This window comes from Microbacterium sp. NPDC057659, from assembly GCF_042799915.1.
GTDB lineage: Bacteria > Actinomycetota > Actinomycetes > Actinomycetales > Microbacteriaceae > Microbacterium.
Genome location: NZ_JBHVHU010000001.1, coordinates 1,448,194 through 1,474,479, shown reverse-complemented (window position 1 = coordinate 1,474,479; position 26,286 = coordinate 1,448,194). Strand labels below are relative to the sequence as shown.

Below are 26,286 nucleotides of genomic sequence, written 5' to 3'. Positions count from 1 at the left end.
ACGTTCATGAAGCGGACCCCACTGGTGCCCACTCCTCGTCACGGCGGCGGGCCGAGCGCGCGGACGGATGAATGGTCGATCCTTCCGAGAGTCGACGCGCGAGATCCTCGTAGGCGGTCGCGACGTCGTCCCAGCGGAACCGCTCCTGGGCGCGCTCCTGCACCGCGAGGGACAGAGACGACACCTGCTCGGGGGCGGACTCGGCCGACTCGAAGGCCGCTGCCGCTTCCTCCGGAGACCCGAAGAACCATCCCCGTCCGCCGAGCACCTCGCGGTTGAAGTCCACGTCGTACGCGATCACGGCGGTTCCCGCTCCCATGGCGCGCAGCAGGGAGGGATTGGTGCCGCCGACGGAGTGTCCGTGCGCGTAGGTGTACGCGTCGGCATAGAGCGTGTCCAGCAGCTCTTGGTCGTACACCCCGCCGAGCAGACGGATGCGCGGATCCGACGCCGCGATCTGCTCGATGCGCTGGGTGTACTCCGCGCTGTACGGCGCGGAGCCCACGACGAGGAGGGGCTTGGCTGCGGAGCTGCGGTGATAGCCCTCGACGATCTCGAGCACGTGGTTCTCCGGCTCGAAGCGGGCGACGACCACGTGGAAACCGCCAGGAGAGACGTCGTCGCCCGGCAGATCACGCCCCGGGGATGACGTCAGGATCGGCGCGCCGTAGCGGATCAGCTCAGTCGGGACATCGAACTGATGCCGGTAGTAGTCCGCGATGCCGGGCGCATCGGCGATGAGTGCGTCTGCCGTGCGCACGCCGAGCTGCTCGGCCCAGCGGTAGTACGCGCGACCGCGCGGCCCCCACTTCGAGCGGCGCCACTCCAGCCCGTCCATGTGCAGCCCGACGGGGACGCCGCGCATCCTCAGCACGGGCACGAAAGGTGAGTTCGCCGCATTGAACACGAAGGCCGCATCGGGCTTGCGATGGCCGACCAGGTGCATCGCGGACAGCCCGGTGTGACTGAGGGTCTCCAGCTGCTTCACCGGCATGGCGGGAAGGTGGACGATCTGCATGCCCAGATAGGTGCGGTCGGACTGCTCCGACCCGCGGGTGTACACGATGACGCGATGTCCACGTTCCACGAGCCGACGACCGACTTCTTCGATCGCGGTCTCGAACCCGCCGTACGCCGCCGGAACACCCCGCGTGCCGACCATGGCGATCGTGAGCACGTTACCCTCATCCATCAACTCAGTATGCCTTTGCTCGGTGTCGGGGAAAGGGACCCGCGGCCACACTTTCGCCGGGCTACTGGGGGGAGGGGCCCGGCGAGGGAGGGGCGTGGCCGCGGATCCGGTCTCAGGGGCCGCCGTCCCCGTCGAGTCGGCGCATCAGTACGCGCCGCTCGGCTGGATCATGACTTTGGCCGTGCGCCACATGATCTGCAGATCGCCCAGAACCGACCAGTTCTCGATGTAGCGCAGGTCGAGGCGCACACTCTCATCCCACGACAGGTCGCTGCGGCCGGACACCTGCCAGAGACCCGTGATGCCGGGCTTGAGGTACAGGCGGCGGTGCACGATCTGCTCGTATGCATCCACCTCGCTGCGCAGCGGAGGGCGCGGTCCGACGACACTCATGTCTCCGGTGAGCACGTTCCAGAACTGCGGCAGTTCGTCCAGCGACAGCTTGCGCAGAACCCTGCCGACGCGGGTGACTCGAGGATCGTCCTTCATCTTGAACAGCACGCCGGCGCCTTCGTTCTGCTCCTTCAGCGCGGCGAGCTGCGCTTCGGCATCCGTGCGCATCGAGCGGAATTTGACCATCTTGAACGTGCGGCCGTCCCGCCCGACGCGCTCCTGGAAGAAGAACACCGGACCGTGGTTGTCGAGCTTGATCAGCAGCCCGAGGAACGGGGTGATCAGCGCGATCGGGATCAACGCGGCTGTCGCGACCACGATGTCGAGGGCGCGCTTGAGCACGTGCCGGCCACCCTCATAGGACGGCATCTCCACCTGGATCAGCGGCAGGCCGTCTATGGGCGAGAACGTCATCCGAGGGCCGACGACATCGGTCAGCGGGTTCGACAGCACCAGTTGCGCGGCGGTGCCCTCGAGCTGCCAGCTGAGCCGCTTGATGAAGTCGGGATCGCCGTCGGGGCGACTCGCCACGACTATGGTGTCGGCGCCGAGCTGCGCGGCGACATCCGACACGGTGTTCACGTTGCCGAGCACAGGGAACCGTGTGCCATGCACCTCGAGTTCGGTGGCGTTGCCGTCGAGCAGGGTCGCACCGAGCACGAGGTAGCCCGACTGCTCGATCGGGCTGAGCCGGTCAAGCACATACTCCACGTCGACACGGTTGCCGACCACCAGGGTGCGAGAGGCGAGTCGGCCGAGGCTCCGCTGGCCGGTCAGCCAGCGCCGCCATGACCAGCGTGTGATCAGCAGGGCGAACAGCCCGCCCGGCAATGCGACGAGCATCGTCGTCTGCATGTCGGGCAGTCGCAGCCCCACCGCGACGATCGCCATGAATCCGAAGGCGAGTCCGGTGGCGTGCACGACACCGCGGTACTCGGAGATGCTGGTGCGGAACAGCGCCGCCTGACGCGTGTGCAGTCCGCTCAGCAGAGCGAACCAGGTCGCCATCAGCAACATGCTCAGGAGGAGGACGCCGGCGACGGAACCGCCGGTGAGCATGCTGCTGATGGCGGTTGCGCTGGATGCGGTGACGAGAACGACGGCATCGGTCAGCCCGAGCCGTCGTCGATAACGTCGCTCCCACATCAGCCGGTGCTCCAGCGTCGCTGAAGCGCGCGGAGCGACGGATGCCTGTACGACAGGAAGGGCGTCGGCAGACGCCGCAGTCGTTTCCGGCAGAGAGATGGTCGGAACGGACACACGCAGGCTCGGCGACGCAGCCAGCCTCATGTGAACGGATCCGACCTGAGCGACGCTCACGGCGTCTTCGACGGAAGTCATGCCCGGGCTCCCCGACCCAGCACGACACGCATGTTCCAGCGCATCTTCATTCCCCAGTAGTTCCCCAGCCGCGCGCAAAGCGACACGCGGTTCGCCGCACACCACCGACCCCTCGGTGCTGCCTGCCAACGTGATCCCACATCACGAAGTACCGTCGCCGTTCCCACACGGCTTGGCTCGCAGACAACGGTGCGAACATTGCCGACTCTAGTCCATCGCGCGCCAGGAGGAAAGTAGAATCCTCGGCGAGTCATCCGACCTAGGGTGGGAGGGTGCCAGGCCCGCTCAGTATCGTCCCCGCCGTGCTCGTCGCGGCAGTGCTGATCGCGAGCGGGGCTGCCAAGCTCCGCCATCCCGACGATCTGTCCTCCTGGGCGGAGTTGGGAGTGCCGGCAGTGCTCCGTCGCGCTTGGCTGTTGCGGCTGCAGCCATGGGGCGAGCTCGTCCTCGGCCTCGCACTGATCGTGCTCGGCGGTGTTCCTGGCATGCTTGTCGCCCTCGCCGCACTGGGGCTCATGATCGGGTACCTCGTGGTCGTCGCGCGGACCCTGTTGGCCGGCGCCGACGCCTCCTGCGCGTGCTTCGGCGTTCGCAGCCGCGTCACCCGGATGACCGTGGTGCGCAACGGCTGGTACGTGTTGATCTCGCTTGTCGCAGTCGCCACCACCTGGGCGAACCCGCTGCTGGGTGGGCCGGCTGCCGCGCTCGGCGGAGGCGACTGGCCGTGGGCGGTCGGGATGCTCGCGGCGGCCGTGACCGTCGCGCTGACGATGTGGCCTGCTCCGGACACAGGGGCCGCACCAGCCGGACCCGCGGCCGGGGACGATGACGAGGAGCTCGACTACATCCGCTCGCTGACCCCCGCGGTGCCGCTCGTCCGCTCTGACGGTGAGCAGATCAATCTGCGCACCCTCAGCATGGAGCGGGCGCTGCTGCTGCTCGCGGTGCGCCCCGGATGCGGGTCGTGCACCGACGTCATTGCGCAGACGCCCGCCTGGCGCGAGTTGCTGCCGGAGGTGTCGGTGCGGCTGCTGCTGCGGGAAGCGCCCGAGTTCTCAGCCGCAACAGAGTTCGAAGAGCCCATGTCGCTGCACGATCCGGAGCGCTACGCGCAGGACTCGCTCGGCCTCACGGTCACGCCCAGTGCCGTGCTGCTCGGCGCCGACGGGATGCTCGCGGGCGGACCCGTGACCGGAACGGAGGCGATCACGGAGTTCATCGCCGACATCTACGAGAGCCTGCACGGCGAGCGCCCGCCCGCCTGAGCGGCTGGAACTCAGAGACCCGTCCAGCGGTCGAACGGGAACAGGATCACGACGGCGCGACCCACGACGTCGTCGTCATGCGCCCAGCGCCAGCAGCCGGGATCGGGGTCCTTCTGCCCCCGGCACGCAAACGCACCGTCGGCCGAATTCGACCGGTGATCGCCGAGCACGAGGTACGAGCCCTTCGGCACCGTGACCTCCGGCAGGCAGCGCATCGACATCGGCGTGGTGTCGCAGTCCAGCGTCCCCGCCTCGAACGGGAAGTCCTCGAAGATGTAGTGCTCGTCGATCGGCTCGCCGTCGACCAGCATCCGTCCGTCGGCAGTGCAGCACGACACGGTCTGCCCTGGGCCGGCGATCACGCGCTTGATCAGCGTGTGCTCTCCGGACGGTCCGAACCCGCTGACCTCGCCGAGCCAGCGCAGTGCGCCCTTGATCGGGTTCTCGTCGGCGGAGGCATGTGCTCCCCAGGTCTCGTCGGCGTCGAACACGATGATGTCGCCGTCGCCGGGATGCGCGTCGCCGACGTAGGCGAGCCGGTTCACCAGCACGCGGTCGCCGACCTGCAGCGTCTGCTCCATCGACCCGGACGGCACCCAGTACGGCTTCGCGACGAACGACAGCAGAGCACCGACCACGATGAACGCCGCGATCAGGTGGAACCAGGTGCTCCCGGTGATGCGTCGCCAGAGCGGACGCGGCGTCGTGCTGGCGGCATCCTCTGACATGGGAACAGCCTAGAGCCGCACATCCGCGGCATCCGGCATCCCGGTCCCGGAACGCGTCCCCCGTCGCCGCGCGGATACCATGTAACCCGTGAACGCCCCGACACAGCCGCTGTCTCCGTACCGCGCGATCGATCGTGCGGAGTGGTCGCGGCTCGCGGCCGGACTCGACCAGCCGCTCACCGAGACCGAGGTCGTCGAGCTCCGCGGCATCGGCGACCGGCTCGACCTCACCGAGGTCCGCGAGGTGTATCTGCCGCTGAGCCGGCTGCTCAGCCTGTACGCGACCTCGTCGAAGGGACTCGGCGCCGCGACCAGCGCGTTCCTGCAGGAACCCGACTCGACCACGCCCTTCGTCGTCGGCGTCGCCGGCTCCGTGGCCGTCGGCAAGTCGACGATCGCCCGTCTGCTGCGCGAGCTGATGAGCCGCTGGCCGGGCACTCCGCGCGTCGAGCTCGTCACCACCGACGGATTCCTCTATCCGAACGCCGAGCTCGAGCGGCGCGGGCTGATGGATCGCAAGGGCTTCCCGGAGTCCTACGACCGCCGCGCGCTGCTGTCGTTCCTCACGGAGGTCAAGAGCGGCGCGGCCGAGGTGCGCGCCCCCTTCTACTCGCACATGCGGTACGACATCATCCCGGACGCCACGGTCGTGGTGCGCCGGCCCGATGTCGTGATCGTCGAGGGGCTGAACGTGCTGCAGCCGCCGCCCGCACCCAACGACGTCGCCGTCAGCGACCTGTTCGACTTCTCCATCTACGTCGACGCCGATCCCGCGCACATCGCGCAGTGGTACGTCGACCGGTTCCTCGCGCTGCGCAAGGGCGCGTTCACCAACCCGTCGTCGTACTTCAACGTGTTCGCGCACCTCACCGACGACGAGGCGGTGACCACCGCGATGGGGTACTGGAACGAGATCAACATGCCCAACCTGCTCGAGAACGTGCTCCCCACCAGGCATCGCGCCACCCTCGTGCTGCGCAAGGGCGCAGACCACGCGGTGGAGTCGGTGCAGCTGCGGAAGGTCTGACGACCTCCGGCATCCTGCTTCGGTCCCTGACCGCCCTTCGTCTCGCTCCGCGGATCCTGAGCGAGGAGCGCAGCGACGAGACGAAGGGCGCTCAGGATCCGCGGGAGAGGAAGGGTTGGTACGGAACCCTCGCAAATCCGCGCCCTTACCCTTGATTCCATGTGTGGAATCGTCGGATATGTGGGCCCGCGGCCCAGCCAGGACATCCTGCTCGCCGGGCTCGCCCGTCTTGAATACCGCGGCTATGACTCCGCCGGCATCGCCGTGATCGACGAGGCCGGCGAACTCGGTATGCGCAAGAAGGCCGGCAAGCTCGCCGTGCTGCGGGGCTCGCTCGCCGACGCGCCGCTTCCGGATGGCACGACCGGCATCGGGCACACCCGGTGGGCGACCCACGGCGGCCCGACCGACGTCAACGCGCACCCGCACCTCGCCGATGACGGCAAGCTGGCTGTCATCCACAACGGGATCATCGAGAACTTCTCGGCCCTGCGCGCCGAGCTGGCCGAGGCGGGCGTGACCTTCCTCAGCGAGACCGACACCGAGGTCGCCGCCGCGCTGCTCGGGCAGGAGTACCGCCGCACCGGCGACCTGGCCACCGCGTTCCAGACCGTCGTGAACCGACTGGACGGCGCGTTCACGCTGCTCGCGATGCACCAGGACCAGCCCGGCCTCGTGGTCGGCGCCCGCCGCAACTCGCCGCTGGTGATCGGGCTGGGCGAGGGGGAGAACTTCCTCGGGTCGGACGTCGCCGCGTTCGTCGAGCACACCCGCAGCGCGCTCGCGATCGGGCAGGACCAGATCGTCGCGATCACCCCCTCCTCCGTCACGGTGACCGACTTCGAGGGCAACGCCGTCGAGGCGCAGCCGTTCGAGGTGTCCTGGGACGCCGCCGCCGCCGAGAAGGGCGGATGGTCGTCGTTCATGGCCAAGGAGGTCGCCGAGCAGCCCGAGGCCGTCGCGAACACCATCCGCGGCCGTATCCAGGAGGGGCAGGTCGTGATCCCCGAGCTGGAGGGCCTCGACTCGCTCTTCACCGGCATCAACCGGGTGATCATCACCGCCTGCGGCACCGCCTCCTACGCCGCCCTGGTCGGCAAGTACGCGGTCGAGCAGTGGGCCCGCGTGCCCGTCGAGGTCGAGCTCGCGCACGAGTTCCGCTACCGCGACCCGGTGATCGGCGACGACACGCTCGTCGTCTCGATCAGTCAGTCCGGCGAGACCATGGACACGCTCATGGCGGTCAAGTACGCCCGCGAGCGCGGCGCGCGCACGCTGTCGATCTGCAACACCCAGGGCGCGACGATCCCGCGCGAGTCCGACGCCGTCGTGTACACGCACGCCGGCCCCGAGGTCGCGGTCGCGTCGACCAAGGCGTTCTCGGCGCAGATCACCGCGCTGCTGCTGCTCGGCCTGCACATGGGTCGCGTGCGCGGCACGCATGCGGATGCCACGGCCGAGGTCTCCGAACTGCAGGGACTGCCCGACAAGATCGCGCAGGTGCTGTCGGAGGAGCAGGAGCACGTCTCGCAGCTGGCCGGTTGGATGGCCGACACCCGCTCGGTGCTGTTCCTGGGGCGCCACGTCGGCTACCCGATCGCGCTCGAGGGCGCGCTCAAGCTCAAGGAGATCTCGTACATCCACGCCGAGGGCTTCGCCGCCGGCGAGCTGAAGCACGGCCCGATCGCCCTGATCGAGGCCGGTCAGCCGGTGTTCGTCCTGGTGCCGTCGCCGCGGCACTCGGCTCTGATCCACTCGAAGGTCGTCTCGAACATCCAGGAGATCCGCGCCCGCGGTGCCCGTGTGATCGTCGTCGCGGAAGAGGGCGATGCCGCCGTGCTGCCCTTCGCCGACGAGGTCATCCGCATCCCGCTGGCCGGTGCCCTGTTCGAGCCGGTGCTCGCGGTCGTCCCGCTGCAGATCTTCGCGATGGCGCTCGCCACCGCGAAGGGCCTCGACGTCGACCAGCCCCGCAACCTGGCCAAGTCCGTCACGGTGGAGTGAGTCTCGGCGGTCGGGCATCCCGACTGAACACTTCGGGGGCCGACACGCCAGATGTCGGACGCTTCTGCGGAGTGCGTCCTGCATCTGGCGTGTCGGCCCCCGTTCTGCACCCGTTGTGAATATAAGCACAGAGTTATATAGTTCGAATGTGCATGAGTTCGAGGTGCTCGCGGATGCCGTGCGACGACGCCTGCTCGCGGTGCTCGCCCTGGGCGAGCAGCCGGCGGGGGTGCTGACCGACATCGCGCGCAGCGAGTTCGGCATCTCGCAACCGGCGGTGTCGCAGCACCTGCGGGTGCTCCGCGAGAACGGCTTCGCGATGGTGCGCGCCGAGGGCACGCGCCGGATCTACGCGCTGGATCGCGCGGGAGTGGATGCCGCATCCCGAGCCCTCGCGCAGCTGACAGATCCGCTCGCGCAGCGCCTGGACGCCCTGCACACCGAGGTCGCACGGGCTCGGCGCGCGGCATCCGATCGTGAGAACGAGAACAGGGAGAGGAAGATCTCATGAGCATCACCAGTCCCGTCATCGAGAAGCATCCGTCCGGGTACCGGCTCGTCTACGAAGACGTCTACGCCACCGGCATCGACGACCTCTGGCAGGCGGTCACCGACCGCGACCGGATCGCGCGCTGGATGGTCGACCTCACCGGCGAGCTGCGACTGGGCGGCACCTGGTCGGTGGTCGCCCAGGGTGACGAGCCGTCGTGGGCCACCGGCACCATCACCGCCTGCGACGCACCGCGCACGTTCAGCACCACCTGGCACGCGATCGAGGAGGAGCCCACCGAGCTCGTCGTCACGCTCGACGAGGTCGAGGGCGGCACCCGGATGCGCCTCGTGCACACCGGCATCCGCTCGATCTTCTACGGTGCCGGCTGGCAGACGTACCTCGAGCGGCTCGCGGCGGATGTCGCGGGGGAGTCGTTCGCGCAGGACTGGGATGCCCGCTTCGCCGAACTCTCCCCGCAGTACGAGGCACGGTTCGGCGCACTCTGAGGCGCGGCTCCCGGGAGGGGATGCAGGCAGGATCTGCGCTCTGGCGGCGGAAACGCCGTGGGATCCGCCTGCATCCGGGCGATCAGCCTGCATTCGTACCGGGGAGCGACTTTCGTCCCCCGGTAGGCTGATCCGGTGATCATCGGGACCGGAATCGACCTCGTCGACATCCCGCGGTTCGAGCGCTCGGTCGCTCGGACGCCGAAGCTGCTGGAGCGCCTGTTCACCGCGTCCGAGCAGCAGCTGCATCTGCGGTCGCTGGCCGCGCGCTACGCCGCGAAGGAGGCGCTGATCAAGGCGCTCGGCGGCTCGGACGGCGTGCACTGGACCGAGATCGAGATCGCCTCCGAGCCCTCGGGCAAGCCCTACTTCGTGCTCACCGGGTCGACCTCGGGCGTCGTCTCCGAGCGCGGCATCCGGACCCTCCATCTGAGCCTCAGCCACGACGCCGGCCTCGCGATCGCGCAGGTCATCGCCGAGGGGCCGGATGCCGGCCACGAAAGGAATCTCGAATGAGCGCGCCGTTCCGCGAGGCCACGATCGACCTCGACGCGATCTCGGACAACGTGCGTCACCTGCGGCGCCTCACCGGCACCGACATCATCGGCGTCGTCAAGGCGAACGGCTACGGCCACGGCGCCGTGGATGTCGCCACGGCGGCGCTCGCGGGCGGGGTCAGCAGACTCGGCACGGCGACCGTCGAGGAGGCCCTCGAACTGCGCCGGGCCGGCATCAACGCCCCGCTGATGGCCTGGCTGCACGCGGCCGACCGCCGGTTCGACGATGCGGCCGAGGCCGGCATCGAGATCGGCGTCTCGTCTATGCAGCAGCTGCAGTCCGCGGCATCCGCACCGGGCACGACCGCCGTGCACCTCAAGCTCGACACGGGCCTCAGCCGCAACGGTCTGTCGCCCCAGGAGCGCACGCAGGCCTTCGCGGAGGCCGCGCGGCTGGAGCGCATCGGGCACATCCGCATCGTGGGCATCTTCAGCCACCTGTCCAACGCCTCGGCCGAGGATGACGCGGCCGCCCTCGCCGTGTTCAACGCGGCGGTCGAGCAGGCGTCGTCCGTCGGCATCCGTCCCGAGGTTCGGCACCTTGCAGCGACGGCTGCCGCGATCGACCGGCCCGACGCGCGGCTCGATGCCGTGCGCATCGGCATCGGGCTCTACGGGCTGTCGCCGTTCGACGACCGCAGTTCGGCCGACCTCGGGCTGCGGCCCGCCATGACGCTGCGCGCCGCGGTGGATGCCGTGCGCCGGGTGCCTGCCGGCACCGGCGTCTCCTACGACTACGCCTACCGCACGGAGCGCGAGACCACGCTCGCCCTCGTGCCGCTCGGGTACGCGGACGGCATTCCGCGGCAGGCATCCGATCGCGGACCGGTGCAGATCGGCGGCAGGCGATTCCGGGTCTCCGGCCGCATCGCGATGGACCAGTTCGTCGTCGACGTCGGCGACGCGCAGGTCGCCCCGGGCGACGAGGTCATCATCTTCGGCGATCCGACGCTCGGCCAGCCCTCGGCGACCGACTGGGCGGATGCCGCGGGCACGATCAACTACGAGATCGTGACCCGCATCGGAAGCCGCGTTCCGCGCCGGGACGCCCGATGAGCGGGCTCGAGGAGTTCGTCGGGCGGCGCGAGATTGCGACCTCCGACGACATGGAGGCGCTCGGTCATCGCATCGGTGCGCGGCTGCAGGCAGGTGACGTGCTGGTGCTCACCGGCCCGCTCGGCGCCGGCAAGACGACGTTCACGAGGGGCCTCGCCGAGGGCCTCGGCGTCCGAGGCCCCGTGCAGAGCCCGACTTTCGTGATCGCCCGCACGCATCCGTCCCTGACCGGCGGCGCGCCGCTGGTGCACGTCGACGCCTATCGGCTGGGATCGGCCGACGAGCTGGACGACCTCGACATCGACTTCGCCCACTCCGTCGTCGTGATCGAGTGGGGCCGGCCGATGGCCGCCGCCGTCGCGGACGCCTGGTGGGACATCGAGCTCGAGCGCCCGGTCGGCGGTGACGACGACCTCGCCGACGAGGACCTCGACGCCGACGCACCCCGCATCGTCACGGTCGCCCGCGTCGAGATCTGAGCCGGGGCGCCGCGCAGGGCTCTCCCACCCCGCCCCGACTACGCTGGACAGCGTGATCCTCGCCGTCGACACCTCGCTGGGCTCGGCCGTCGCAGTCGTCGCCGAAGACGGCACGACCGTCGCCGACGCCGGCAGCGCCAACCCTCTCGGACATGCCGAGGTGATCGGCGACCTGCTGCAGGGCGTCAGCCGCCCCGGCATCACGCACGTGGTCGCCGGGATGGGCCCAGGTCCGTTCACGGGACTGCGCATCGGCATCGCCGCAGCGCGCACCTTCGCGCTCGGCCGCGGCATCCCGGTCATCCCCGTCCCGAGCCACTACGCCGCCGCACTCGCGCAGGGGCGCGAGGACCGCTTCGCGATCGTCACCGACGCGCGCCGCCGCGAGATCGCGGTCAGCGTCTTCGAGGGCACGGATGCCGACGGCATCCCGATCCTGGTCGAGCCGACCCGTCTCGAGCCGCAGGATGCCGTGTTCGACATCCCCACGGTCGTCGTGACCACGATCGACGCCGCCGCGCTCGCCAGGGTCGGTGCCGCGGCGCTCGCCGCCGGACGCGCACTCGCGGGCGAGGAGCCGCTGTACCTGCGGCATCCGGACGTGAAGGTGCCGAAGCAGGTGCGGCTGTGATCCGCACTGCCGAGACGAGTGACCTCGAGGCGATCATGGCCCTCGAGAACTCGTCGTTCCCCGACGACGCCTGGAGCGAGCAGACCATGGCCGCCGAGGTCGCCAGCGAGCACAACCACTATCTCGTCGACGAGGAGGACGGTCGCGTCATCGGGTACGGCGGCGTGCGCGCCCTCCGGGGCGCACCCGACTCCGACATCCAGACCATCGCGCTCGACCCCGCCTACCGCGGGCAGGGCAGGGGCCGGCGGATGCTGCGCCTGCTGCTGGACCTGGCGCGCGAGCGCGGCGCGCGCGACACGTTCCTCGAGGTGCGTGACGACAACGAGGTGGCCCAGGCGCTGTACCTGTCGGAGGGATTCGCCGAGATCGGCCGCCGCCCGCGGTACTACAAGGGCGGAGTCGACGCGATCATCATGAAGATCGAACTGAAGGTCCGGCCGGAAGGGAACGCGGATGCCTGAACCCTCGACCATCCGGGAACCGCTCGTCCTCGGCATCGAGACGAGCTGCGACGAGACCGGCATCGGCATCGTCCGGGGCCGCACGCTGCTCTCGAACACGATCGCATCGAGCATGGACGAGCACGCGCGCTACGGCGGAGTCGTGCCCGAGGTCGCCGCCCGCGCGCACCTCGAAGCGCTGCAGCCCTCGATCGAGGCCGCGCTCGCAGAGGCTGAGGTCACCCTCGACGACCTCGACGCGGTCGCCGTGACCAGCGGGCCCGGTCTCGCAGGCGCGCTCATGGTCGGCGTCGGCGCCGCGAAGGGCCTTGCCGTCTCGCTCGGCAAGCCGCTGTACGCGGTCAACCATCTCGTCGGCCACATCGCCGCCGACATCCTCACGCCCGAGACCGAGCCGCTCGAGTACCCGACCATCGCGTTGCTGGTCAGCGGGGGGCACACCTCGCTGCTGCACGTGCGCGACCTGACCACCGACGTCGAACTGCTCGGCGAGACCGTCGACGACGCGGCGGGGGAGGCCTTCGACAAGGTCGCCCGGCTGCTCGGACTGCCGTACCCCGGCGGCCCGCAGATCGACCGCGCGGCGGCGGACGGCGATCCGACGGCCATCCGGTTCCCGCGCGGCCTGTCCAGGGCATCCGACATGGCGAAGCACCGCTACGACTTCTCGTTCTCGGGGCTGAAGACCGCCGTCGCGCGCTGGATCGAGCGGGCGCAGGCCGAGGGCCGGGAGATCCCGGTGGCGGATGTCGCCGCCAGTTTCCGCGAGGCCGTCGTCGACGTCCTGGTGTCCAAGGCGCTGGCCGCCTGCGAGGATCTGGGCGTGCCGCGGCTGCTGCTCGGCGGCGGCGTGATCGCCAACCGTCGCCTGCGCGACGTGACCCTCGAGCGCGCGGAGGCGGCGGGCGTGACCGTCCGCATCCCGCCGCTCAGCCTGTGCACCGACAACGGGGCGATGATCGCTGCGCTCGCCGCCGAACTGATCGCCTCGGGCCGCGGGCCGTCGACCCTCGCCTTCGGCGCCGATTCCACCTTGCCCGTCACCGAGATCCAGGTCAGCCCGGCATGAGCGATCCGCACGTCGAGGACCCCAGCCCCGAGGTCGAGCGCCCGGAGGGCTCGGCGGCTCTGCCCGGCGCGCGCAAGACCTACAGCAAGCTGCCCACCGGCCCGGTCAGCGTCGAACCGGTGATGACAGGACCGGATGCCGACCCGGGCGGCATCTCGACGGAGTGGGAGCCGTCCGCGGGCGAGCCCTACGCCGAGGACAAGACCCGCCTGGCCCCGTGGGCGCTGTTCGCGGCCATCGTCGCGCTGTGCACATCGCTGTTCGTCGGATGGGGCATCCCGGTCGCGATCATCGCCGTGATCGCGGCGATCATGTCGATCCGCCGGCCGGTCGAGAACCGAGCCGTCGCGATCTGGGCTCTCGTGCTCGGGATCACCGCCACCGTCTTCAGCGCCGGCTGGCTGATCTGGGCGGTCTCGCAGCTCGAAAGACTGGTCTGAGGATGCCGGACGGTGAACGCCTTCGCGAACTGCAGCGCCGGGCCTACGGCGCCGGCGGCGGGCTGAACGCCGAAGAGGCGGCGGAACTCGCGGAACTGCAGGCGCGTCCTTCGTCTCGATCCGCTCGCTCAGGAACCGAAGAGACCGGACTCTCCACGAAGGTCGAGACCGTCCCGGACCCTGAGCCCTCCCCGGATCCTGAGCGAGGAGCGCAGCGACGAGACGAAGGGCACGACCAGCCCGAGGAATCAGAGCCTTGCCCGGATCCTGAGCGAGGAGCGCAGCGACGAGACGAAGGACGGAGCGATCCCCGAAAGCACCGAGTCTCCCTCGTGTTCGCCGCCGTGGCATCCGCTCTGCTCATCGGTCTCGGTGCCGGCTGGTTGCTGTTCGGTCGGGACAGCGGCCCGGCGATGGATGCGAAGCAGCAGGAGGCGTGGAGCGACTTCGAGGCTTCCGGGAAGTACGACGCCGGGTCGATCCGCATGCTCGGCGAGCGGTACGGGATCACCGCCTGGTACGCGACGCAGCAGAACGCCAAGACGGAGTGCATCATGCTCACCCCCACCAAGGACGGGTCGATCGCCTGCCAGCCGACCGAGCGGCCGAAAGGCGAGGAAGAGCAGCAGAGTCCGCTGTCGGCGCAGATCGACCTCGGCGATGACAGGGGCACAGGCGTCAGTGGAGTCGTCCTGCGGGATGTACGGGGCGTCCCGACCGTCATCATGCAGAAGTGGGACAACACGAACACCTACGACTGGACCCAGATGTACGACGGCGACGAGCTGGCCATCGCGAAGGTCATCGTGGCGAAGTCCGGCATCCAGGGAGAATTCCTGCAGATCGCCGGTTACGACGGCACGTCGCCGATCTGGATGACCCAGGAGAACGAGACCTGCCTCTACGTCGCGGACCTCGGGGGGATCACCCAGAAGTCCTGCGCCCCTGACACCGCCGATGTGCTCCTCGAGCGGCCGAACGCGGTCTTCGGGCTCATCGACACCACACAGGGCACGCGGCTCACGACGCTCCACGGCAAGGGCGTGAAAGCCGCTGACCCCGCTGTGCAGGGATCGGAGTGAGGATGCCTGCTGAGGAACGTCTTCGCGAACTGCAGCGCCGGGCCTACGGCCCCGGCGGCGAGCTGAGCGCGGCCGAGGCGGAAGAGCTCGCCGGGTTGCAGGCGGCAGCTCGCGGCGGCTCGTTCCCGGCCGTTGAGCGTCCCTCCCCGATTGCGGAAGGAGTCGCACCACGCGGCGCTGTCGGCCCTGCTCCGGTCTCAACGGTTGCGGGTGCTGAGGTCGACGCACCCGCAACGATTGAGACCGGAGCGGGGGAAGCCGTTGAGACGCAGGGGACACCCGCAACCAGTGAGACCGGAGCGGAGGAAGCAGCGGATTCCGAAGAGGTGCGGGAGGCGGGCGCGGGTTCTGAGACGGACCTCCCTCGCTCTGCCCGCGCGGCGACCAGGAAACGCAGCGTCTTGCTCGCGGCAGCGGTCGCGGCATCCGCCCTCCTCATCGGTGTCGGCGCCGGCTGGTTGCTGTTCGGTCGCGATGCCGGCCCGGCGATGTCGGCCGCGCAGCAGAAGGCCTGGGCCGAGTTCGAGGCATCCGGCAAGTACGACGAAGGATCGATCCGGATGGTGGGCGAGCGGTACGGGATCACCGCCTGGTACGCCACGAAGAAGGAACTCGCGCTGGAGTGCATCATGCTCACCCCCGCGCCGACTGCCACCGTGGGCTGCGCTCCGCCGCCGGATCCGAAGAAGGACGAGGAGGGCTACTGGGGTCAGCTCAGTGTGCAGCTGGAACTCGACAAGCCCAAGGGGACGATGGTGCAGGCGGCCATCGTGCGCGACACCCGTGGTGAGCCCGTCGCCGTGCTGGATCGATGGGACCCCGGTCCGCAGGACAGCTGGACGAACATGTTCCAGGGCACGGAGCTCGACATCGCCAAGGCAATCGTGAAGGAGACCGGGGTCGATGGCGGCGCTCTGCAGATCATCGGTTACGACGGTGACACCCCGATCTGGTTCGCACAGGACGGCAACAACTGCGTGTACGTCGCCGACACCTCGAAGGTGCTCCTGAAAGGCTGCGGCGTCGACATGTTCGGCGGCACGACGGAGTTCGGCGGCGACGGAGTCACGTACAGCGTGCGAGGGACGGAGCGCGGACCTGTGCTCACGGTCATCCGCGGCGGCGATCCGGCCGACCCGTCGATCGACGACACGACCGGCGAGATCTCGGAATAGCCTCAGACCCGGTCGGCGAGGATCGCGATCCGCCCCGCAGGAGTGCGTGTGAGGATCAGCGTCGCCTCTTGCGACCCCTTCAGCGTGAGCTTCTTCCGGAATGCAGCCGGATCGATGTCCATGCCGCGCTTCTTGATCTCGAGCCGGCCGATGTCGTTCGCGCGCAGCGCGGCGTTGATGGTCTTCGGGTGCGCCGGCATCGTCTCGCGCACCCGGAACGACTGCACGAACGGGCTGGTGAGCGCAGCATCCCCGGTCAGGTATGCGATCTGCTCGTCGAGCATCCCGGCTTCCAGCATCCGGGCCGCGTCGCCGATGAGGCGGGCGCGGATGACCGCGCCGTCCGGCTCGTGCAGGTACGCGCCGAGCTCGCGCACAGGCACGTCCTCGGCGTCTGCCTGGCCGGTCAGCTCGTGCATCGCGTCGCCGCGCACCACGAGCGCGGCGCGACGGATGCCGGGGCGCGCGAGCGCCCCGCTCCACAGCACGAGTTCGACGACGCTGCCGTCTGCGCTGACCCATTGCGCCTCGACGTCGTCGGGGATGAGGTCCCGGTCGAGGCCGGGGCCGAGCTTGATGCCGGTGGGCACCCGCGCGGCCAGGTCGAAGCACCAGTCCAGCGACGGCGACCAGTCGGATGCCGCGGTGCGCTGCGTCTCGGAGTGCCCCGCCGTGCGCCGGGCCGGGTCGAGCCACACCGCGCCCACTGCGGCATCCGCATGCTCCTCCGCCGTGCCGTGCGACACCGTCACGTCCTCGCCGAAGGGGGCGAGGTTGTAGGCGGCGATCGCCGCGGTGACGTCGTCGGCGTCGACGGCGTGCACGGCCAGTCCTGCGCCGGCGAACGCCAGGGCGTCGCCGCCGATCCCGCATCCGAGATCCGAGACGTGAGTGATGCCGGCCTGCCGCATCCGCACCGCGTGCAGCGTCGCCACGTTCAGGCGCGTCGCCTGCTCGAGGCCGGCGCGGGTGAACAGCATCCGGTCGGCGAACTCGCCGAACTTGGCCTGGGCCCTGGCACGCAGGTGCGCCTGGCCGACGACGGCCGAGACGAGGTCGGGGGAGTGCCCGGCGGCGCGCAGCCACGACACGGTCTTCGCGACCTCCGCCGCCGCCGTGATCTGCCCGACTTCGTCGAGCAGCGCCAGTCCGTCGCGGGTGAGCAGCGCGGTCAGCTCGGTCATCTCCACCCCTTCAGCCTACGGATCCCATCCGTTCCGAATCGCGCAACGGGCGCATTCCGGCCTCCGGATGCGGCAAGGTGCGCGATTCGACGGGCAGCAGACCGGAGCGGAGATGCTCCAGTCAGCTGTAGTGTGCCGGAGTGCAGCCCGATGTCACGCTGGATACTCCCGCGGCCGAGAACGGCCGCGATGCGATGAGGAGAGACATGCGTACACGACTTCGGAGAGCTGCCGGAGCCATCGGATATTCGCTGATCGGGCTGGGCGCCGGGATGATCAGCATGGTGTCGCTCTCGGTGCTGATCACGGGCGCAGTGCTGTGTCTCGTGCTGATCGGCTTCGCGGTCCTGCCCGTGCTGCTGCGGCTGCTGGCCCGCTGGGCGGATGCGAACGACGACCGCGCCGGCGTCGTGATCGGGCAGCCGCGCACGGCCGCGCGCCAACCGCACCCCGGTTACGGACCCGCCGTGCTCCGTGCTCAGTTGCAGGACCCGGCGACCTGGCGCGACGTGCGCTGGCTCGCCGTGGACGCTGTCACCGCCACAGCACTCGGCGTGTTCGCGCTGGCGGCGGTCGGCATCGTGCTCGGCACGATCGCGACGCTCGCGCTGTGGTGGGCGCTGCCCGCCGGTGCGTCGCAGTTCCTCGGTGTCCCCCTGACCGGATGGGGCGAGGCACTGGGGCTCGGCGCGATCCAGCTCGCGGCGGGCCTGCTCCTCACCGTCGTCGTGGTGCTCCTTGCGACGCCGCACGCGCGGATGACGCGGCGTCTGCTGACGCCGTCCCGCACGGAGGTGCTCGCCGAGCGGGTGAGCCGCGTCGAGGAGACGCGCTCCGGCGTGATCGACGCGCACGGCGCAGAGCTCCGTCGCATCGAGCGCGACCTCCACGACGGGGCGCAGGCGCAGCTGGTCGCACTGTCCATGCGCATCGGCCTGGCGCGCGAGGCCGACGACCCCGAGACCGTGTCGCGTCTGCTCGCGGAGGCGCACGAGGTCGCGGAGGGCGCCATGGTCGAGCTGCGCGACGTCGTACGGACGATCTACCCGCCGATCCTCGTCGATCGCGGACTCGAGGGCGCCGTGCGCTCACTGGCGACTCGGTCGGCCGTCCCCGTGCGCGTGCGCATCGAACACCTCGGGCAGCTGCCGGCGGCCGTGGAGGCCGCGGCCTACTTCGTGATCGCGGAGGCCCTCGCGAACATCGGCAAGCACAGCGGCGCGACCGACGCCGAGGTCGTCGTGGAGCGCCGGCCTACCGGCATCCTCGCGGCGTCGGTGAGCGACGACGGCACCGGCGGGCTCGACGAGGAGAGCGGATCCGGGCTCCGCGGCATCCGGCGGCGGATTGCGGCGCTCGACGGGACCACGGAGTTCGGGCGGGAGGACGGCCGCACCGTCGTCCGGGTGGAGCTGCCGTGCGGGTCGTGATCGCCGAGGACAACGTGCTCCTGGCCGAGGGACTGGAGCTGATCCTCACCACCCGCGGGCTCGAGGTGGTGGCCGTCGCCGGAGACGCTCCGGCGTTCCTCGACGCCGTCGACGGGCACCGGCCGGATGTCGCCGTCGTCGACGTCCGTCTGCCGCCGGACTTCCGGGACGAGGGGATCCGCGCCGCGCTCGAGGCCCGCGCGCGGCATCCGCAGCTCGCGGTCCTCGTGCTGTCGCAGTACGTCGAGCAGGAGTACGCGCGAGAGCTGATCGCCGATGAGCGCGGCGCCGTCGGCTACCTCCTGAAGGATCGTGTGTCGCGGGTGAGCGCCTTCGTCGACGCCGTCACCACGGTCGCGGAAGGCGGCACCGTGATGGATGAGGAGGTCGTCAGGCAGCTGCTGGCCCCCCGTCCGCATGATCCGCTCGACCGGCTCACGCCGCGTGAGCTCGAGGTGCTGGCGCTGATGGCTTCGGGGCAGGGCAACGGGCAGATCGGCGAACGCCTGTACGTGACGGAGAACGCCGTGCACAAGCATATCGGCAGCATCTTCACGAAGCTCGGGCTCGACCCGACCGAGAGCAGGCACCGCCGCGTGCTCGCCGTCCTCACCTACCTCGACCGGCGCAGGTGAGCAGCCGGGGCAGCGAGGGAGGCGCCGGATGCTGGCACTCGCATTGCGTGAGTGCCAGCCGACCGCCTACACTGGGATTAGCACTCTCCCCCTGAGAGTGCGAACCAGTCTTCTGATTGTTCAGCCGAGAAAGAGGTAGACCGTGTCGGTTTCCATCAAGCCGCTCGAGGACCGTATCGTCATCAAGCAGGTCGAGGCCGAGCAGACCACCGCGAGTGGCCTGGTCATCCCCGACACCGCCAAGGAGAAGCCCCAGGAGGGCGAGGTCGTGGCCGTGGGCCCCGGCCGCATCGACGACAACGGCAACCGCGTCCCGCTCGACGTCGCCGTGGGCGACCGCGTGCTCTACAGCAAGTACGGCGGCACCGAGGTCAAGTTCGGCGCGGACGAGTTCCTCGTCCTGTCGGCCCGCGACGTGCTCGCGGTCGTCGTCCGCTGACGCACTGACGTTCACGAAGGGCCCGGATGCCACGGCATCCGGGCCCTTCGTCGTACCCGTAGGCTTTACCGGTGAACTCGAAGACCGCCGGAGTGCTGTACACGGTCGGTGCGTACCTGATCTGGGGCGTCCTGCCGCTCTACTTCATCCTGCTCAAGCCCATCGGGCCCTGGGAACTGGTCGCCTGGCGCGTGCTGCTCTCGTTCGTCTTCTGTCTGCTGCTGCTCACCGTCACGCGCGGCTGGCCCGCGCTGATCGCGATCGTCAGGCAGCCCAAGCTGCTCGGGCTCACCGCACTCGCCGGCGTGCTGATCTACATCAACTGGCAGGTCTTCGTGCTGGCCACTCTGGGCGGCCAGGTCGTCGAATCGGCCCTCGGGTACTTCATCAACCCGATCACGACGGTGCTGCTCGGCGTGCTCGTGCTGCACGAGCGCATCCGCAGGCTGCAGTGGATCGCGATCGGCATCGCCACGCTCGCGGTGATCGTCATCATCGTCGCGCACGGCACCTTCCCGTGGATCGCCCTGTCGCTGACCGCGTCGTTCGGCCTGTACGGGCTGGTCAAGAAGAAGATCGGCCCTGCGGTCGACGCCACCAGCGGACTGACGCTGGAGTCGTTCTGGCTGATCCCGATCGCCGGGGTCATCCTGTTCTTCGTCGCGCAGGACGGCGGGATCACCTACGGCAGCTCCGGGACGCTGAACACCGTGCTGGTCTCGTTCGCCGGCGTCGCCACCGCCATCCCCCTGCTGCTGTTCGCTGCCGGCACCCGCCGCGTCGCCCTCAGCCTGGTCGGGATGATCCAGTTCATCACCCCGATCATGCAGTTCCTGGTCGGATGGCTGCTGCTCGGCGAACCGATGCCGCCGGAGCGCTGGGCCGGGTTCATCCTGGTGTGGATCGCGATCGCGGTGTTCGTCGTCGACCTGGTCCTCGCCTCGCGTCGCGGACGTCCCACTGCGGAGACCGGCACCGTCGAACTCGTGTGACGGATCGTTAACGCACTGAAACCTGATCCCGTCGTCGTCTTCAGCACGACCGCCTAGGGTGGAGACACCCGAAGGTGGGTCGACCACGTTCATTTAGCAAGGGAGCACCATGAACGCATTGAAGACTTCGCGAAAGACGCGGATCTTCGCCGGCATCGCGCTGGCCAGCGCCACAGCGCTCGTCCTGGCGGGCTGCAGCACGCCCAGCGACAGCGGCGACGGCGACAAGGGCGGGGACAAGCCCGCAGCGGCGGACGTCACGCTGAAGATGGGATCGCTGCTTCCGTCGACCGGGGCACTGGCGTTCCTCGGCCCGCCCATGGAGGCCGGCGTTCAGCTCGCCGTCGACCAGGTCAACAAGGCCGACGCCGGCGTCACCATCAAGCTCAGCACGGCCGACGAGGGCGACCTCGACAACAAGGCGTACGAGACCTCGATGCAGAAGCTGCAGAGCGAGGGCATCACCACGCTCGTCGGTGCCGCATCGTCCGGCGTCACCAAGCTGATCGTCGACGGCAACACCAGCGCCGGCATCCTCGCGATCTCGCCGTCGAACACTGGCGTCGACTTCGCAGGCCTCAGCCCGCTGTACTTCCGCACCGCGCCGAGCGACTACCTGCAGGGCGAGGTCCTGGCCAACACGATCGCCGAGGACGAGCACAAGTCGCTCGGCATCATCTACCAGAACGACCCCTACGGCAAGGGTCTCGAAGGCGCCATCAAGGAGGTCTTCGAGGGCACCGGAGGCAAGGTCGTCGCCGAGGCGTCGTACAACCAGGGCGACGGACAGTTCAACGCGCAGGTCGCCGAGATCGCCGCAGCAAAGCCCGACGCCGTCGCCGTCGTCTCGTACGACCAGTTCAAGACGATCGCGCCACTGCTGAAGAACGCCGGCATCGACACCAGCGCGCTGTACCTGGTCGACGGCAACCTGTACGACTACCCCGACCTGCCGGTCGACCTGACCGGGTCGAAGGGCACGAAGGCCGGCGCTGATCTGCCCGAGGACTTCATCAAGCAGCTCAACGACGTCTGGAAGGCCAAGGGCAACGGCGAGCTCAAGTCGCAGACCTACTCGGCCGAGGCGTACGACGCCGTCATCCTGATGGCCCTCGGCGCGCTGCAGGCGAACTCCGACAAGGGCAAGGACATCGCCGACCAGCTGATCGAAGTCTCGGGCGGCTCGGGCAAGGGCGAGGCGTGCACGTCGTTCGCCGACTGCGCCAAGCTCATCAACGACGGCAAGAAGATCGACTACAACGGCTACTCCGGTGACGTGACCTTCGACAAGGACCACAACCCGCAGGGTGCCGCGATGGGCGTCTACGAGTACGGTGCAGGCAACACCTTCAAGCGGATCAAGTAACTCCCGCTGACACGAGAAGGGGGTTCGGATGCCAGGCATCCGAACCCCCTTCTTCGTATCTGCGTGACCTACGCGGCGTCCTCCTGACCCAGCGTGCCCAGGTACAGTCCGATCACCTTCGGATCGTTCAGCAGGTCGCGGCCGGTGCCCTCGTAGGCGTCGCGGCCCTGGTCGAGCACGTAGCCGCGGTCGCAGATCTGCAGGCAGCGGCGGGCGTTCTGCTCGACCATGATGGTCGTCACCCCGGCCTTGTTGATGTCCGAGACGCGGATGAACGCGTCATCCTGGCGCACCGGCGAGAGACCGGCCGACGGCTCGTCCAGCAGCAGCACGGACGGGTCCATCATCAGTGCGCGCGACATCGCGACCATCTGCCGCTCACCGCCCGAGAGCGATCCGGCGCGCTGGTTCAGGCGCTTGCCCAGTTCGGCGAAGATGCCGGTGACGAACTCCAGCCGCTCGTTGTAGATCTTGGGATTCTGGTAGAGCCCCATCTGCAGATTCTCCGCGATCGACAGCGAGGGGAACACGTTGTTCGTCTGCGGCACGAAGGCGACACCGCGCCGGACGAGCTTGTCGGCCTTCAGGCCGACGATGCTCTCGCCGTTGACCGTGATGTCGCCGGAGCGCACGTTGACCATGCCGAAGATCGACTTCAGCAGCGTCGACTTGCCGGCGCCGTTCGGACCGATGATGCCGATCAGCTCGCCCTCGCGCGCGACCAGGTTCGCGCCGTTGAGGATGTTCACACCTGGCAGGTAGCCGGCGTGCACGTCGCTCAGTTCGACGATGACCTTCCGGTCGTCCTTCGCCGATTCGAATGCGGGTCCGGTGGCGTCGGTCATGACTTCTCCTCCTCAGCGGCATCCTCGGCCTCGATCTCGGCCTCCGCCTCGGTCTCGATCTTCTCGCGCAGCCGCAGGGCCCGCTCGGCGGACTCCTGATCGACCACGCTGAGGCGGCCGGTCACGACCCCGAGGTCGACGTCCTGGTGGGCGCCCAGGTAGGCGTCGACCACTGCCGGGTCCTCCATGACCTCCTCGGGCGGCCCCTCGGCCACCACGCGCCCCTCGGCCATCACGACCACCCAGTCGGCGATGTGCCGCACCATGTGCATGTCGTGCTCGACGAAGAGCACGGTCATGCCGCGGTCCTTCAGATCGAGGATGTGGTCCAGCAGGGACTGCGTCAGGGCAGGGTTCACACCGGCCATCGGCTCGTCCAGCATGACCAGCGTCGGATCGCTCATCAGCGCGCGCGCCATCTCGAGCAGCTTGCGCTGGCCGCCGGACAGAGAGGCGGCGAAGTCCTTCTCCTTGGCATCGAGCTTGAACCGGGCGAGCAGCTCGCGGGCGCGCGCCTCGATCTCCTTCTCCTGCTTGCGCCAGGCGCCCGGGAACAGGCTCGACCAGAACCGCTCGCCCTTCTGACCGGGCGCGCCGAGCTTCATGTTCTCGAGCACGGTCAGCAGCGAGAGCGACTTGGTCAGCTGGAAGGTGCGCACCTGACCCATGCGGGCGACCTTGAACGACGGGACCCCTGCGAGGTTCTTCCCGTCGAACGACCAGGTGCCGGTGTTCGGCTTGTCGAAGCCGCAGAGCAGGTTGAACAGCGTGGTCTTGCCCGCGCCGTTCGGGCCGATCAGCGCCGTGATCGCGCCGCGGGGGATCTCCAGATGATCCACGTCGACGGCCACGAGTCCGCCGAAGCGCCGCTGCACGGCATCCGCGACGAGGATCGGGTCGACCTTGGCGACGCCGGGGGCCGCAGGGCCCTTGGTGAGCCCCGTGGTCTTCGGTCGACGGATGCTGCCGGTCGTGGGCGTGCTGTCACTTGACAAAGGTCATCTCCCTCTTGTCTCCGAGGATGCCCTGCGGGCGGAAGATCACGATGAGCATCAGCACGATGCCCACCAGGATGTAGCGCACCACATCGGCCTGCGCGCTGCTCATCGGCAGCAGTCCCGCCGACGCCATCTGCGGCAGCAGGTTGCCGAGGAACGCGAACACCATCCAGAACAGCACCGCACCGAGGGTGGGGCCGAACACGGTCGCCGCGCCTCCCAGCAGCAGGATCGTCCACAGGAAGAAGGTCAGCGACGTGGAGTAGCTGCCCGGCACGACCGCGCTGGGCAGTACGAACACGATGCCGCCGAGGGCGCCGATCACGCCGCCGACGACGAGCGCCTGCATCTTGTAGGCGAACACGTTCTTGCCCAGCGAGCGGACGGCGTCCTCGTCCTCGCGGATGCCCTTGAGCACACGGCCCCACGGGCTGCGCATCAGGGCCCACACCAGCAGGATCGCGATCGCGAGCATGCCGATGCCGAACACCCGGTTCCACAGGCCGACCTCATTGAAGGTCCACGGGCCGAAGCCGTACTGCCCTGGGGGGAACGGGTTGATGTCGCGGAATCCGCCGTTGTAACCGCTGAGGCCGCCCGCGCCGTTGGTCCACTTCTGGAACAGCTCGGTGAGGAACATCAGGCGCACGATCTCGGCGGCCGCGATGGTCGCGATGGCCAGGTAGTCCGCGCGCAGGCGCAGGGTCGGGATGCCGAGGATCAACGCGAACAGAGCGCCGCCGAGCAGGCCGACGAGCATGCCCACCCACCAGGGCGCGCCGAAGCTGAGGATCGAGATCGCGTAGCCGTAGGCGCCGACGGCCATGAAGCCCGCCATGCCGAAGTTCAGCAGGCCGGCGTAGCCGAAGTGCACGGCGAGGCCGGTGGCGGCCAGCGCGTAGGCGATCGTGACGGGGCTGAGCAGGTATGCGGCGGTGTTGCCGAAGATGGTTCCGAAGTCCATGGTCAGCCCAGCCTTTCCTTGCGGCCGAAGAGTCCTTGCGGGCGCACCAGCAGGACGACGATGAGCGCGACGAGGGCGCTGGCGTACTTGAGGTCGGTCGGTATCCACAGGGTGGAGATCTCGACCGCGATGCCGACGATGAGCGATCCGATCAGAGCGCCCATGGCCGAACCGAGCCCGCCGAGGGTGATGGCGCAGAACATCAGCAGCAGCATCTGCATGCCCATGTCCCACTTCACGCCGGGGCGGAAGTACGCCCACAGGATGCCGGAGATCGCGGCCAGCACGCCGGCGATGATCCAGGTGATGCGGATCACCTTGTCGACGTCGATTCCGGATGCCGCCGCCAGCTGCGGGTTGTCGGAGATCGCCCTGGTGGCCTTGCCGATCCGCGTGCGGGTCAGGAACACCGCCATGCCGATGATGACCGCGAGGCTGACGCCCATGCCCACCATGTCGATCCAGGAGAGCGAGACGGGGCCGAACGTCATCGGTGCGGGGCTCGCGCCAGGCAGCTGATAGGTCTCGCCGCCGATGATGTACTGCAGCGCGTAGCGCAGGGCGAGCGAGAGGCCGATGCTGACGATCATGAGCTGCACGACGCCGAGTCCGCGCTTGCGCAGCGGGCGCCAGAGCCCGGCATCCAGTGCCCAGCCGAGCAGCCCGCCCGCGGCGATCGCGACGATGATGCCGAGCCAGAGCGGCAGATGCAGGAACGAGGTCACGATCACGACGGCGACGCCGCCCCAGGTGACCATCTCGCCGTGTGCGAAGTTCGACAGCCGCGTGGTGCCGTAGATCAGCGCGGCGCCCATCGAGGCGAGACCGAGCAGCAGGCCGAAGTTGATGCCGCCGATCGTTCGATTCAGCAGCTGGTCGAAGAACGAGGTGGTCTGTCTCTCGCCGGCTCCGAGGAAGAGGTTCACGATCTTCGTGCCGGTGAGGCCGAACTCGGCTTCGAACTCACCCGTCTTGCCCTGCACGGCCTTGATGCCCTCGGGCAGTTGGGCGGGATCGATGATCACACCCTTGGGCAGCGTGTCCTCGTCGACGATCAGCGTGTACGTCGCCTTCTTGGGCACGTAGAGGCGCCACTTGCCGTCGGCATCCGTCTTGGTCTCCGCGTCGAAGCCGTCGCCCTCGACGCCGATCACGACGCCCTTGACCGGTTCGTCCTTGTTCGTGATCACCCCGCCGAAGTAGAAGTCGGTCTTCTCCTGGTCGTCGCCGGGGTCGGCGTGCGCCGGGGGTGTGATCAGTATCGCGAGCATGAGTGCTGCCAGGATCGCCAGCAGCGCCATGAACCCGCGCCGGGGTCGGCTCAGCGCCGGGGTTCTGAGTCCCACAGGGCCTCCACATCGAGAGCGTCCGAGCAGGCAGCGGCGCCGCTCGGGTGACGGACGTCGCACCGAGCGTAACCCGCGGAGCGCATTGCGCGCACCTCGAGTGACGAAGCTGGAACCAACCTGGAATACTGCACAGCCGCACGCGCTTAGAATCTGTATAGGCGGGCGTGTCCCGCCAGGCCACC

General features: G+C 69.1%; 27 protein-coding genes. 19 read left to right on the top strand and 8 right to left on the bottom strand.

Annotated elements, in window-relative coordinates:
• Positions 1-4: 4 nt before the first annotated feature.
• On the bottom strand, positions 5-1,192 hold the full coding sequence (locus tag ACFVAE_RS06990; RefSeq protein WP_378889587.1) for a DUF1972 domain-containing protein: 1,188 nt from the start codon (positions 1,190-1,192) through the stop codon (positions 5-7).
• A gap of 144 nt (positions 1,193-1,336) precedes the next feature.
• Positions 1,337-2,926: a sugar transferase gene (locus ACFVAE_RS06985; RefSeq protein ID WP_378889584.1), complete on the bottom strand. Its 1,590-nt coding sequence runs from the start codon at positions 2,924-2,926 to the stop codon at positions 1,337-1,339.
• A gap of 272 nt (positions 2,927-3,198) precedes the next feature.
• On the opposite strand from ACFVAE_RS06985, the gene ACFVAE_RS06980 reads away from it, so the two are divergent.
• Complete coding sequence (locus tag ACFVAE_RS06980; RefSeq protein WP_378889581.1) at positions 3,199-4,191, top strand: MauE/DoxX family redox-associated membrane protein; 993 nt, start codon at positions 3,199-3,201, stop codon at positions 4,189-4,191.
• A gap of 11 nt (positions 4,192-4,202) precedes the next feature.
• Here the strand turns inward: ACFVAE_RS06980 and lepB are convergent, their stop codons facing one another.
• Positions 4,203-4,919: a signal peptidase I gene (lepB, locus tag ACFVAE_RS06975; protein WP_378889579.1), complete on the bottom strand. Its 717-nt coding sequence runs from the start codon at positions 4,917-4,919 to the stop codon at positions 4,203-4,205.
• Positions 4,920-5,007: 88 nt separating this feature from the next.
• Here lepB and coaA point away from each other — a divergent pair, with 88 nt between their 5' ends.
• From coaA to ACFVAE_RS06910, 13 genes are all read left to right on the top strand, one after another.
• Positions 5,008-5,946 (top strand): type I pantothenate kinase, encoded by a 939-nt coding sequence (gene coaA, locus ACFVAE_RS06970; protein WP_378889576.1) that lies wholly within the window; start codon positions 5,008-5,010, stop codon positions 5,944-5,946.
• Between the two features lie 159 nt (positions 5,947-6,105).
• Entirely contained in the window at positions 6,106-7,950 is a 1,845-nt protein-coding gene (gene glmS / locus ACFVAE_RS06965) for a glutamine--fructose-6-phosphate transaminase (isomerizing) (RefSeq protein ID WP_378889573.1), read from the top strand.
• A 148-nt stretch (positions 7,951-8,098) separates the two neighbouring features.
• Positions 8,099-8,461 (top strand): ArsR/SmtB family transcription factor, encoded by a 363-nt coding sequence (locus tag ACFVAE_RS06960; protein WP_378889569.1) that lies wholly within the window; start codon positions 8,099-8,101, stop codon positions 8,459-8,461.
• Entirely contained in the window at positions 8,458-8,949 is a 492-nt protein-coding gene (locus ACFVAE_RS06955; RefSeq protein WP_378889567.1) for an SRPBCC family protein, read from the top strand. Before ACFVAE_RS06960 ends, ACFVAE_RS06955 begins: the two co-directional genes overlap by 4 nt.
• Positions 8,950-9,084: 135 nt before the next feature.
• Entirely contained in the window at positions 9,085-9,465 is a 381-nt protein-coding gene (locus ACFVAE_RS06950) for a holo-ACP synthase (protein WP_378889565.1), read from the top strand.
• Entirely contained in the window at positions 9,462-10,562 is a 1,101-nt protein-coding gene (alr, locus tag ACFVAE_RS06945; protein WP_378889562.1) for an alanine racemase, read from the top strand. The genes ACFVAE_RS06950 and alr overlap by 4 nt, the downstream gene beginning before the upstream one ends.
• On the top strand, positions 10,559-11,041 hold the full coding sequence (tsaE, locus tag ACFVAE_RS06940) for a tRNA (adenosine(37)-N6)-threonylcarbamoyltransferase complex ATPase subunit type 1 TsaE (RefSeq protein WP_378889560.1): 483 nt from the start codon (positions 10,559-10,561) through the stop codon (positions 11,039-11,041). The genes alr and tsaE overlap by 4 nt, the downstream gene beginning before the upstream one ends.
• A 52-nt stretch (positions 11,042-11,093) precedes the next feature.
• Positions 11,094-11,672: a tRNA (adenosine(37)-N6)-threonylcarbamoyltransferase complex dimerization subunit type 1 TsaB gene (gene tsaB / locus ACFVAE_RS06935; RefSeq protein WP_378889557.1), complete on the top strand. Its 579-nt coding sequence runs from the start codon at positions 11,094-11,096 to the stop codon at positions 11,670-11,672.
• Positions 11,669-12,136: a ribosomal protein S18-alanine N-acetyltransferase gene (gene rimI, locus ACFVAE_RS06930; protein ID WP_378889554.1), complete on the top strand. Its 468-nt coding sequence runs from the start codon at positions 11,669-11,671 to the stop codon at positions 12,134-12,136. Before tsaB ends, rimI begins: the two co-directional genes overlap by 4 nt.
• On the top strand, positions 12,129-13,205 hold the full coding sequence (tsaD, locus tag ACFVAE_RS06925) for a tRNA (adenosine(37)-N6)-threonylcarbamoyltransferase complex transferase subunit TsaD (RefSeq protein ID WP_378889551.1): 1,077 nt from the start codon (positions 12,129-12,131) through the stop codon (positions 13,203-13,205). The genes rimI and tsaD overlap by 8 nt, the downstream gene beginning before the upstream one ends.
• Positions 13,202-13,645 (top strand): hypothetical protein, encoded by a 444-nt coding sequence (locus ACFVAE_RS06920; RefSeq protein WP_378889548.1) that lies wholly within the window; start codon positions 13,202-13,204, stop codon positions 13,643-13,645. The genes tsaD and ACFVAE_RS06920 overlap by 4 nt, the downstream gene beginning before the upstream one ends.
• Before the next feature lie 2 nt (positions 13,646-13,647).
• Complete coding sequence (locus tag ACFVAE_RS06915; protein WP_378889545.1) at positions 13,648-14,727, top strand: hypothetical protein; 1,080 nt, start codon at positions 13,648-13,650, stop codon at positions 14,725-14,727.
• Between the two features lie 401 nt (positions 14,728-15,128).
• Entirely contained in the window at positions 15,129-15,902 is a 774-nt protein-coding gene (locus ACFVAE_RS06910) for a hypothetical protein (RefSeq protein WP_378889542.1), read from the top strand.
• 2 nt (positions 15,903-15,904) lie between these two features.
• Here the strand turns inward: ACFVAE_RS06910 and ACFVAE_RS06905 are convergent, their stop codons facing one another.
• On the bottom strand, positions 15,905-17,092 hold the full coding sequence (locus ACFVAE_RS06905; RefSeq protein ID WP_378889539.1) for an SAM-dependent methyltransferase: 1,188 nt from the start codon (positions 17,090-17,092) through the stop codon (positions 15,905-15,907).
• A gap of 200 nt (positions 17,093-17,292) precedes the next feature.
• Here ACFVAE_RS06905 and ACFVAE_RS06900 point away from each other — a divergent pair, with 200 nt between their 5' ends.
• The 5 genes from ACFVAE_RS06900 (at position 17,293) to ACFVAE_RS06880 (ending at position 21,948) form a co-directional block, all read left to right on the top strand.
• Positions 17,293-18,516, top strand: a complete 1,224-nt coding sequence (locus ACFVAE_RS06900) for a sensor histidine kinase (protein ID WP_378889536.1) — start codon at positions 17,293-17,295, stop codon at positions 18,514-18,516.
• Positions 18,504-19,151: a response regulator gene (locus ACFVAE_RS06895; RefSeq protein ID WP_378889534.1), complete on the top strand. Its 648-nt coding sequence runs from the start codon at positions 18,504-18,506 to the stop codon at positions 19,149-19,151. Before ACFVAE_RS06900 ends, ACFVAE_RS06895 begins: the two co-directional genes overlap by 13 nt.
• A 142-nt stretch (positions 19,152-19,293) precedes the next feature.
• A complete protein-coding gene (gene groES / locus ACFVAE_RS06890) occupies positions 19,294-19,590 on the top strand; it encodes a co-chaperone GroES (RefSeq protein ID WP_017203655.1) in 297 nt (98 codons plus the stop codon).
• 71 nt (positions 19,591-19,661) lie between these two features.
• Positions 19,662-20,582, top strand: a complete 921-nt coding sequence (gene rarD, locus ACFVAE_RS06885; protein WP_378889531.1) for an EamA family transporter RarD — start codon at positions 19,662-19,664, stop codon at positions 20,580-20,582.
• A gap of 109 nt (positions 20,583-20,691) precedes the next feature.
• Positions 20,692-21,948, top strand: a complete 1,257-nt coding sequence (locus ACFVAE_RS06880; protein WP_378889528.1) for an ABC transporter substrate-binding protein — start codon at positions 20,692-20,694, stop codon at positions 21,946-21,948.
• Positions 21,949-22,016: 68 nt separating this feature from the next.
• On the opposite strand, the gene ACFVAE_RS06875 is transcribed toward ACFVAE_RS06880, so the two are convergent.
• From ACFVAE_RS06875 to ACFVAE_RS06860, 4 genes are read right to left on the bottom strand one after another with little or no spacing between them, the layout of a single operon-like run.
• Positions 22,017-22,793, bottom strand: coding sequence for an ABC transporter ATP-binding protein (locus ACFVAE_RS06875; protein ID WP_378889525.1), 777 nt, complete (start codon positions 22,791-22,793; stop codon positions 22,017-22,019).
• Positions 22,790-23,788, bottom strand: coding sequence for an ABC transporter ATP-binding protein (locus ACFVAE_RS06870; RefSeq protein WP_378889522.1), 999 nt, complete (start codon positions 23,786-23,788; stop codon positions 22,790-22,792). The genes ACFVAE_RS06875 and ACFVAE_RS06870 overlap by 4 nt, the downstream gene beginning before the upstream one ends.
• Positions 23,778-24,755: a branched-chain amino acid ABC transporter permease gene (locus ACFVAE_RS06865; protein WP_378889520.1), complete on the bottom strand. Its 978-nt coding sequence runs from the start codon at positions 24,753-24,755 to the stop codon at positions 23,778-23,780. Before ACFVAE_RS06865 ends, ACFVAE_RS06870 begins: the two co-directional genes overlap by 11 nt.
• A 2-nt stretch (positions 24,756-24,757) precedes the next feature.
• A complete protein-coding gene (locus tag ACFVAE_RS06860) occupies positions 24,758-26,056 on the bottom strand; it encodes a branched-chain amino acid ABC transporter permease (protein WP_378890533.1) in 1,299 nt (432 codons plus the stop codon).
• Between the last annotated feature and the right edge of the window lie 230 nt (positions 26,057-26,286).

Bases quoted from the DNA above. Each gene is read 5' to 3' on its own strand.
- ACFVAE_RS06860 (WP_378890533.1), bottom strand. From the start codon at position 26,056: ATGGCGCTGCTGGCGATCCTGGCAGCACTCATGCTCGCGATACTGATC.
- ACFVAE_RS06955 (WP_378889567.1), top strand. From the start codon at position 8,458: ATGAGCATCACCAGTCCCGTCATCGAGAAGCATCCGTCCGGGTACCGG.
- ACFVAE_RS06880 (WP_378889528.1), top strand. From the start codon at position 20,692: ATGAACGCATTGAAGACTTCGCGAAAGACGCGGATCTTCGCCGGCATC.
- tsaD (WP_378889551.1), top strand. From the start codon at position 12,129: ATGCCTGAACCCTCGACCATCCGGGAACCGCTCGTCCTCGGCATCGAG.
- lepB (WP_378889579.1), bottom strand. From the start codon at position 4,919: ATGTCAGAGGATGCCGCCAGCACGACGCCGCGTCCGCTCTGGCGACGC.
- ACFVAE_RS06900 (WP_378889536.1), top strand. From the start codon at position 17,293: ATGCGTACACGACTTCGGAGAGCTGCCGGAGCCATCGGATATTCGCTG.
- ACFVAE_RS06865 (WP_378889520.1), bottom strand. From the start codon at position 24,755: ATGGACTTCGGAACCATCTTCGGCAACACCGCCGCATACCTGCTCAGC.
- tsaE (WP_378889560.1), top strand. From the start codon at position 10,559: ATGAGCGGGCTCGAGGAGTTCGTCGGGCGGCGCGAGATTGCGACCTCC.
- ACFVAE_RS06985 (WP_378889584.1), bottom strand. From the start codon at position 2,926: ATGACTTCCGTCGAAGACGCCGTGAGCGTCGCTCAGGTCGGATCCGTT.
- ACFVAE_RS06915 (WP_378889545.1), top strand. From the start codon at position 13,648: ATGCCGGACGGTGAACGCCTTCGCGAACTGCAGCGCCGGGCCTACGGC.
- alr (WP_378889562.1), top strand. From the start codon at position 9,462: ATGAGCGCGCCGTTCCGCGAGGCCACGATCGACCTCGACGCGATCTCG.
- ACFVAE_RS06875 (WP_378889525.1), bottom strand. From the start codon at position 22,793: ATGACCGACGCCACCGGACCCGCATTCGAATCGGCGAAGGACGACCGG.
- ACFVAE_RS06920 (WP_378889548.1), top strand. From the start codon at position 13,202: ATGAGCGATCCGCACGTCGAGGACCCCAGCCCCGAGGTCGAGCGCCCG.
- ACFVAE_RS06990 (WP_378889587.1), bottom strand. From the start codon at position 1,192: ATGGATGAGGGTAACGTGCTCACGATCGCCATGGTCGGCACGCGGGGT.
- glmS (WP_378889573.1), top strand. From the start codon at position 6,106: ATGTGTGGAATCGTCGGATATGTGGGCCCGCGGCCCAGCCAGGACATC.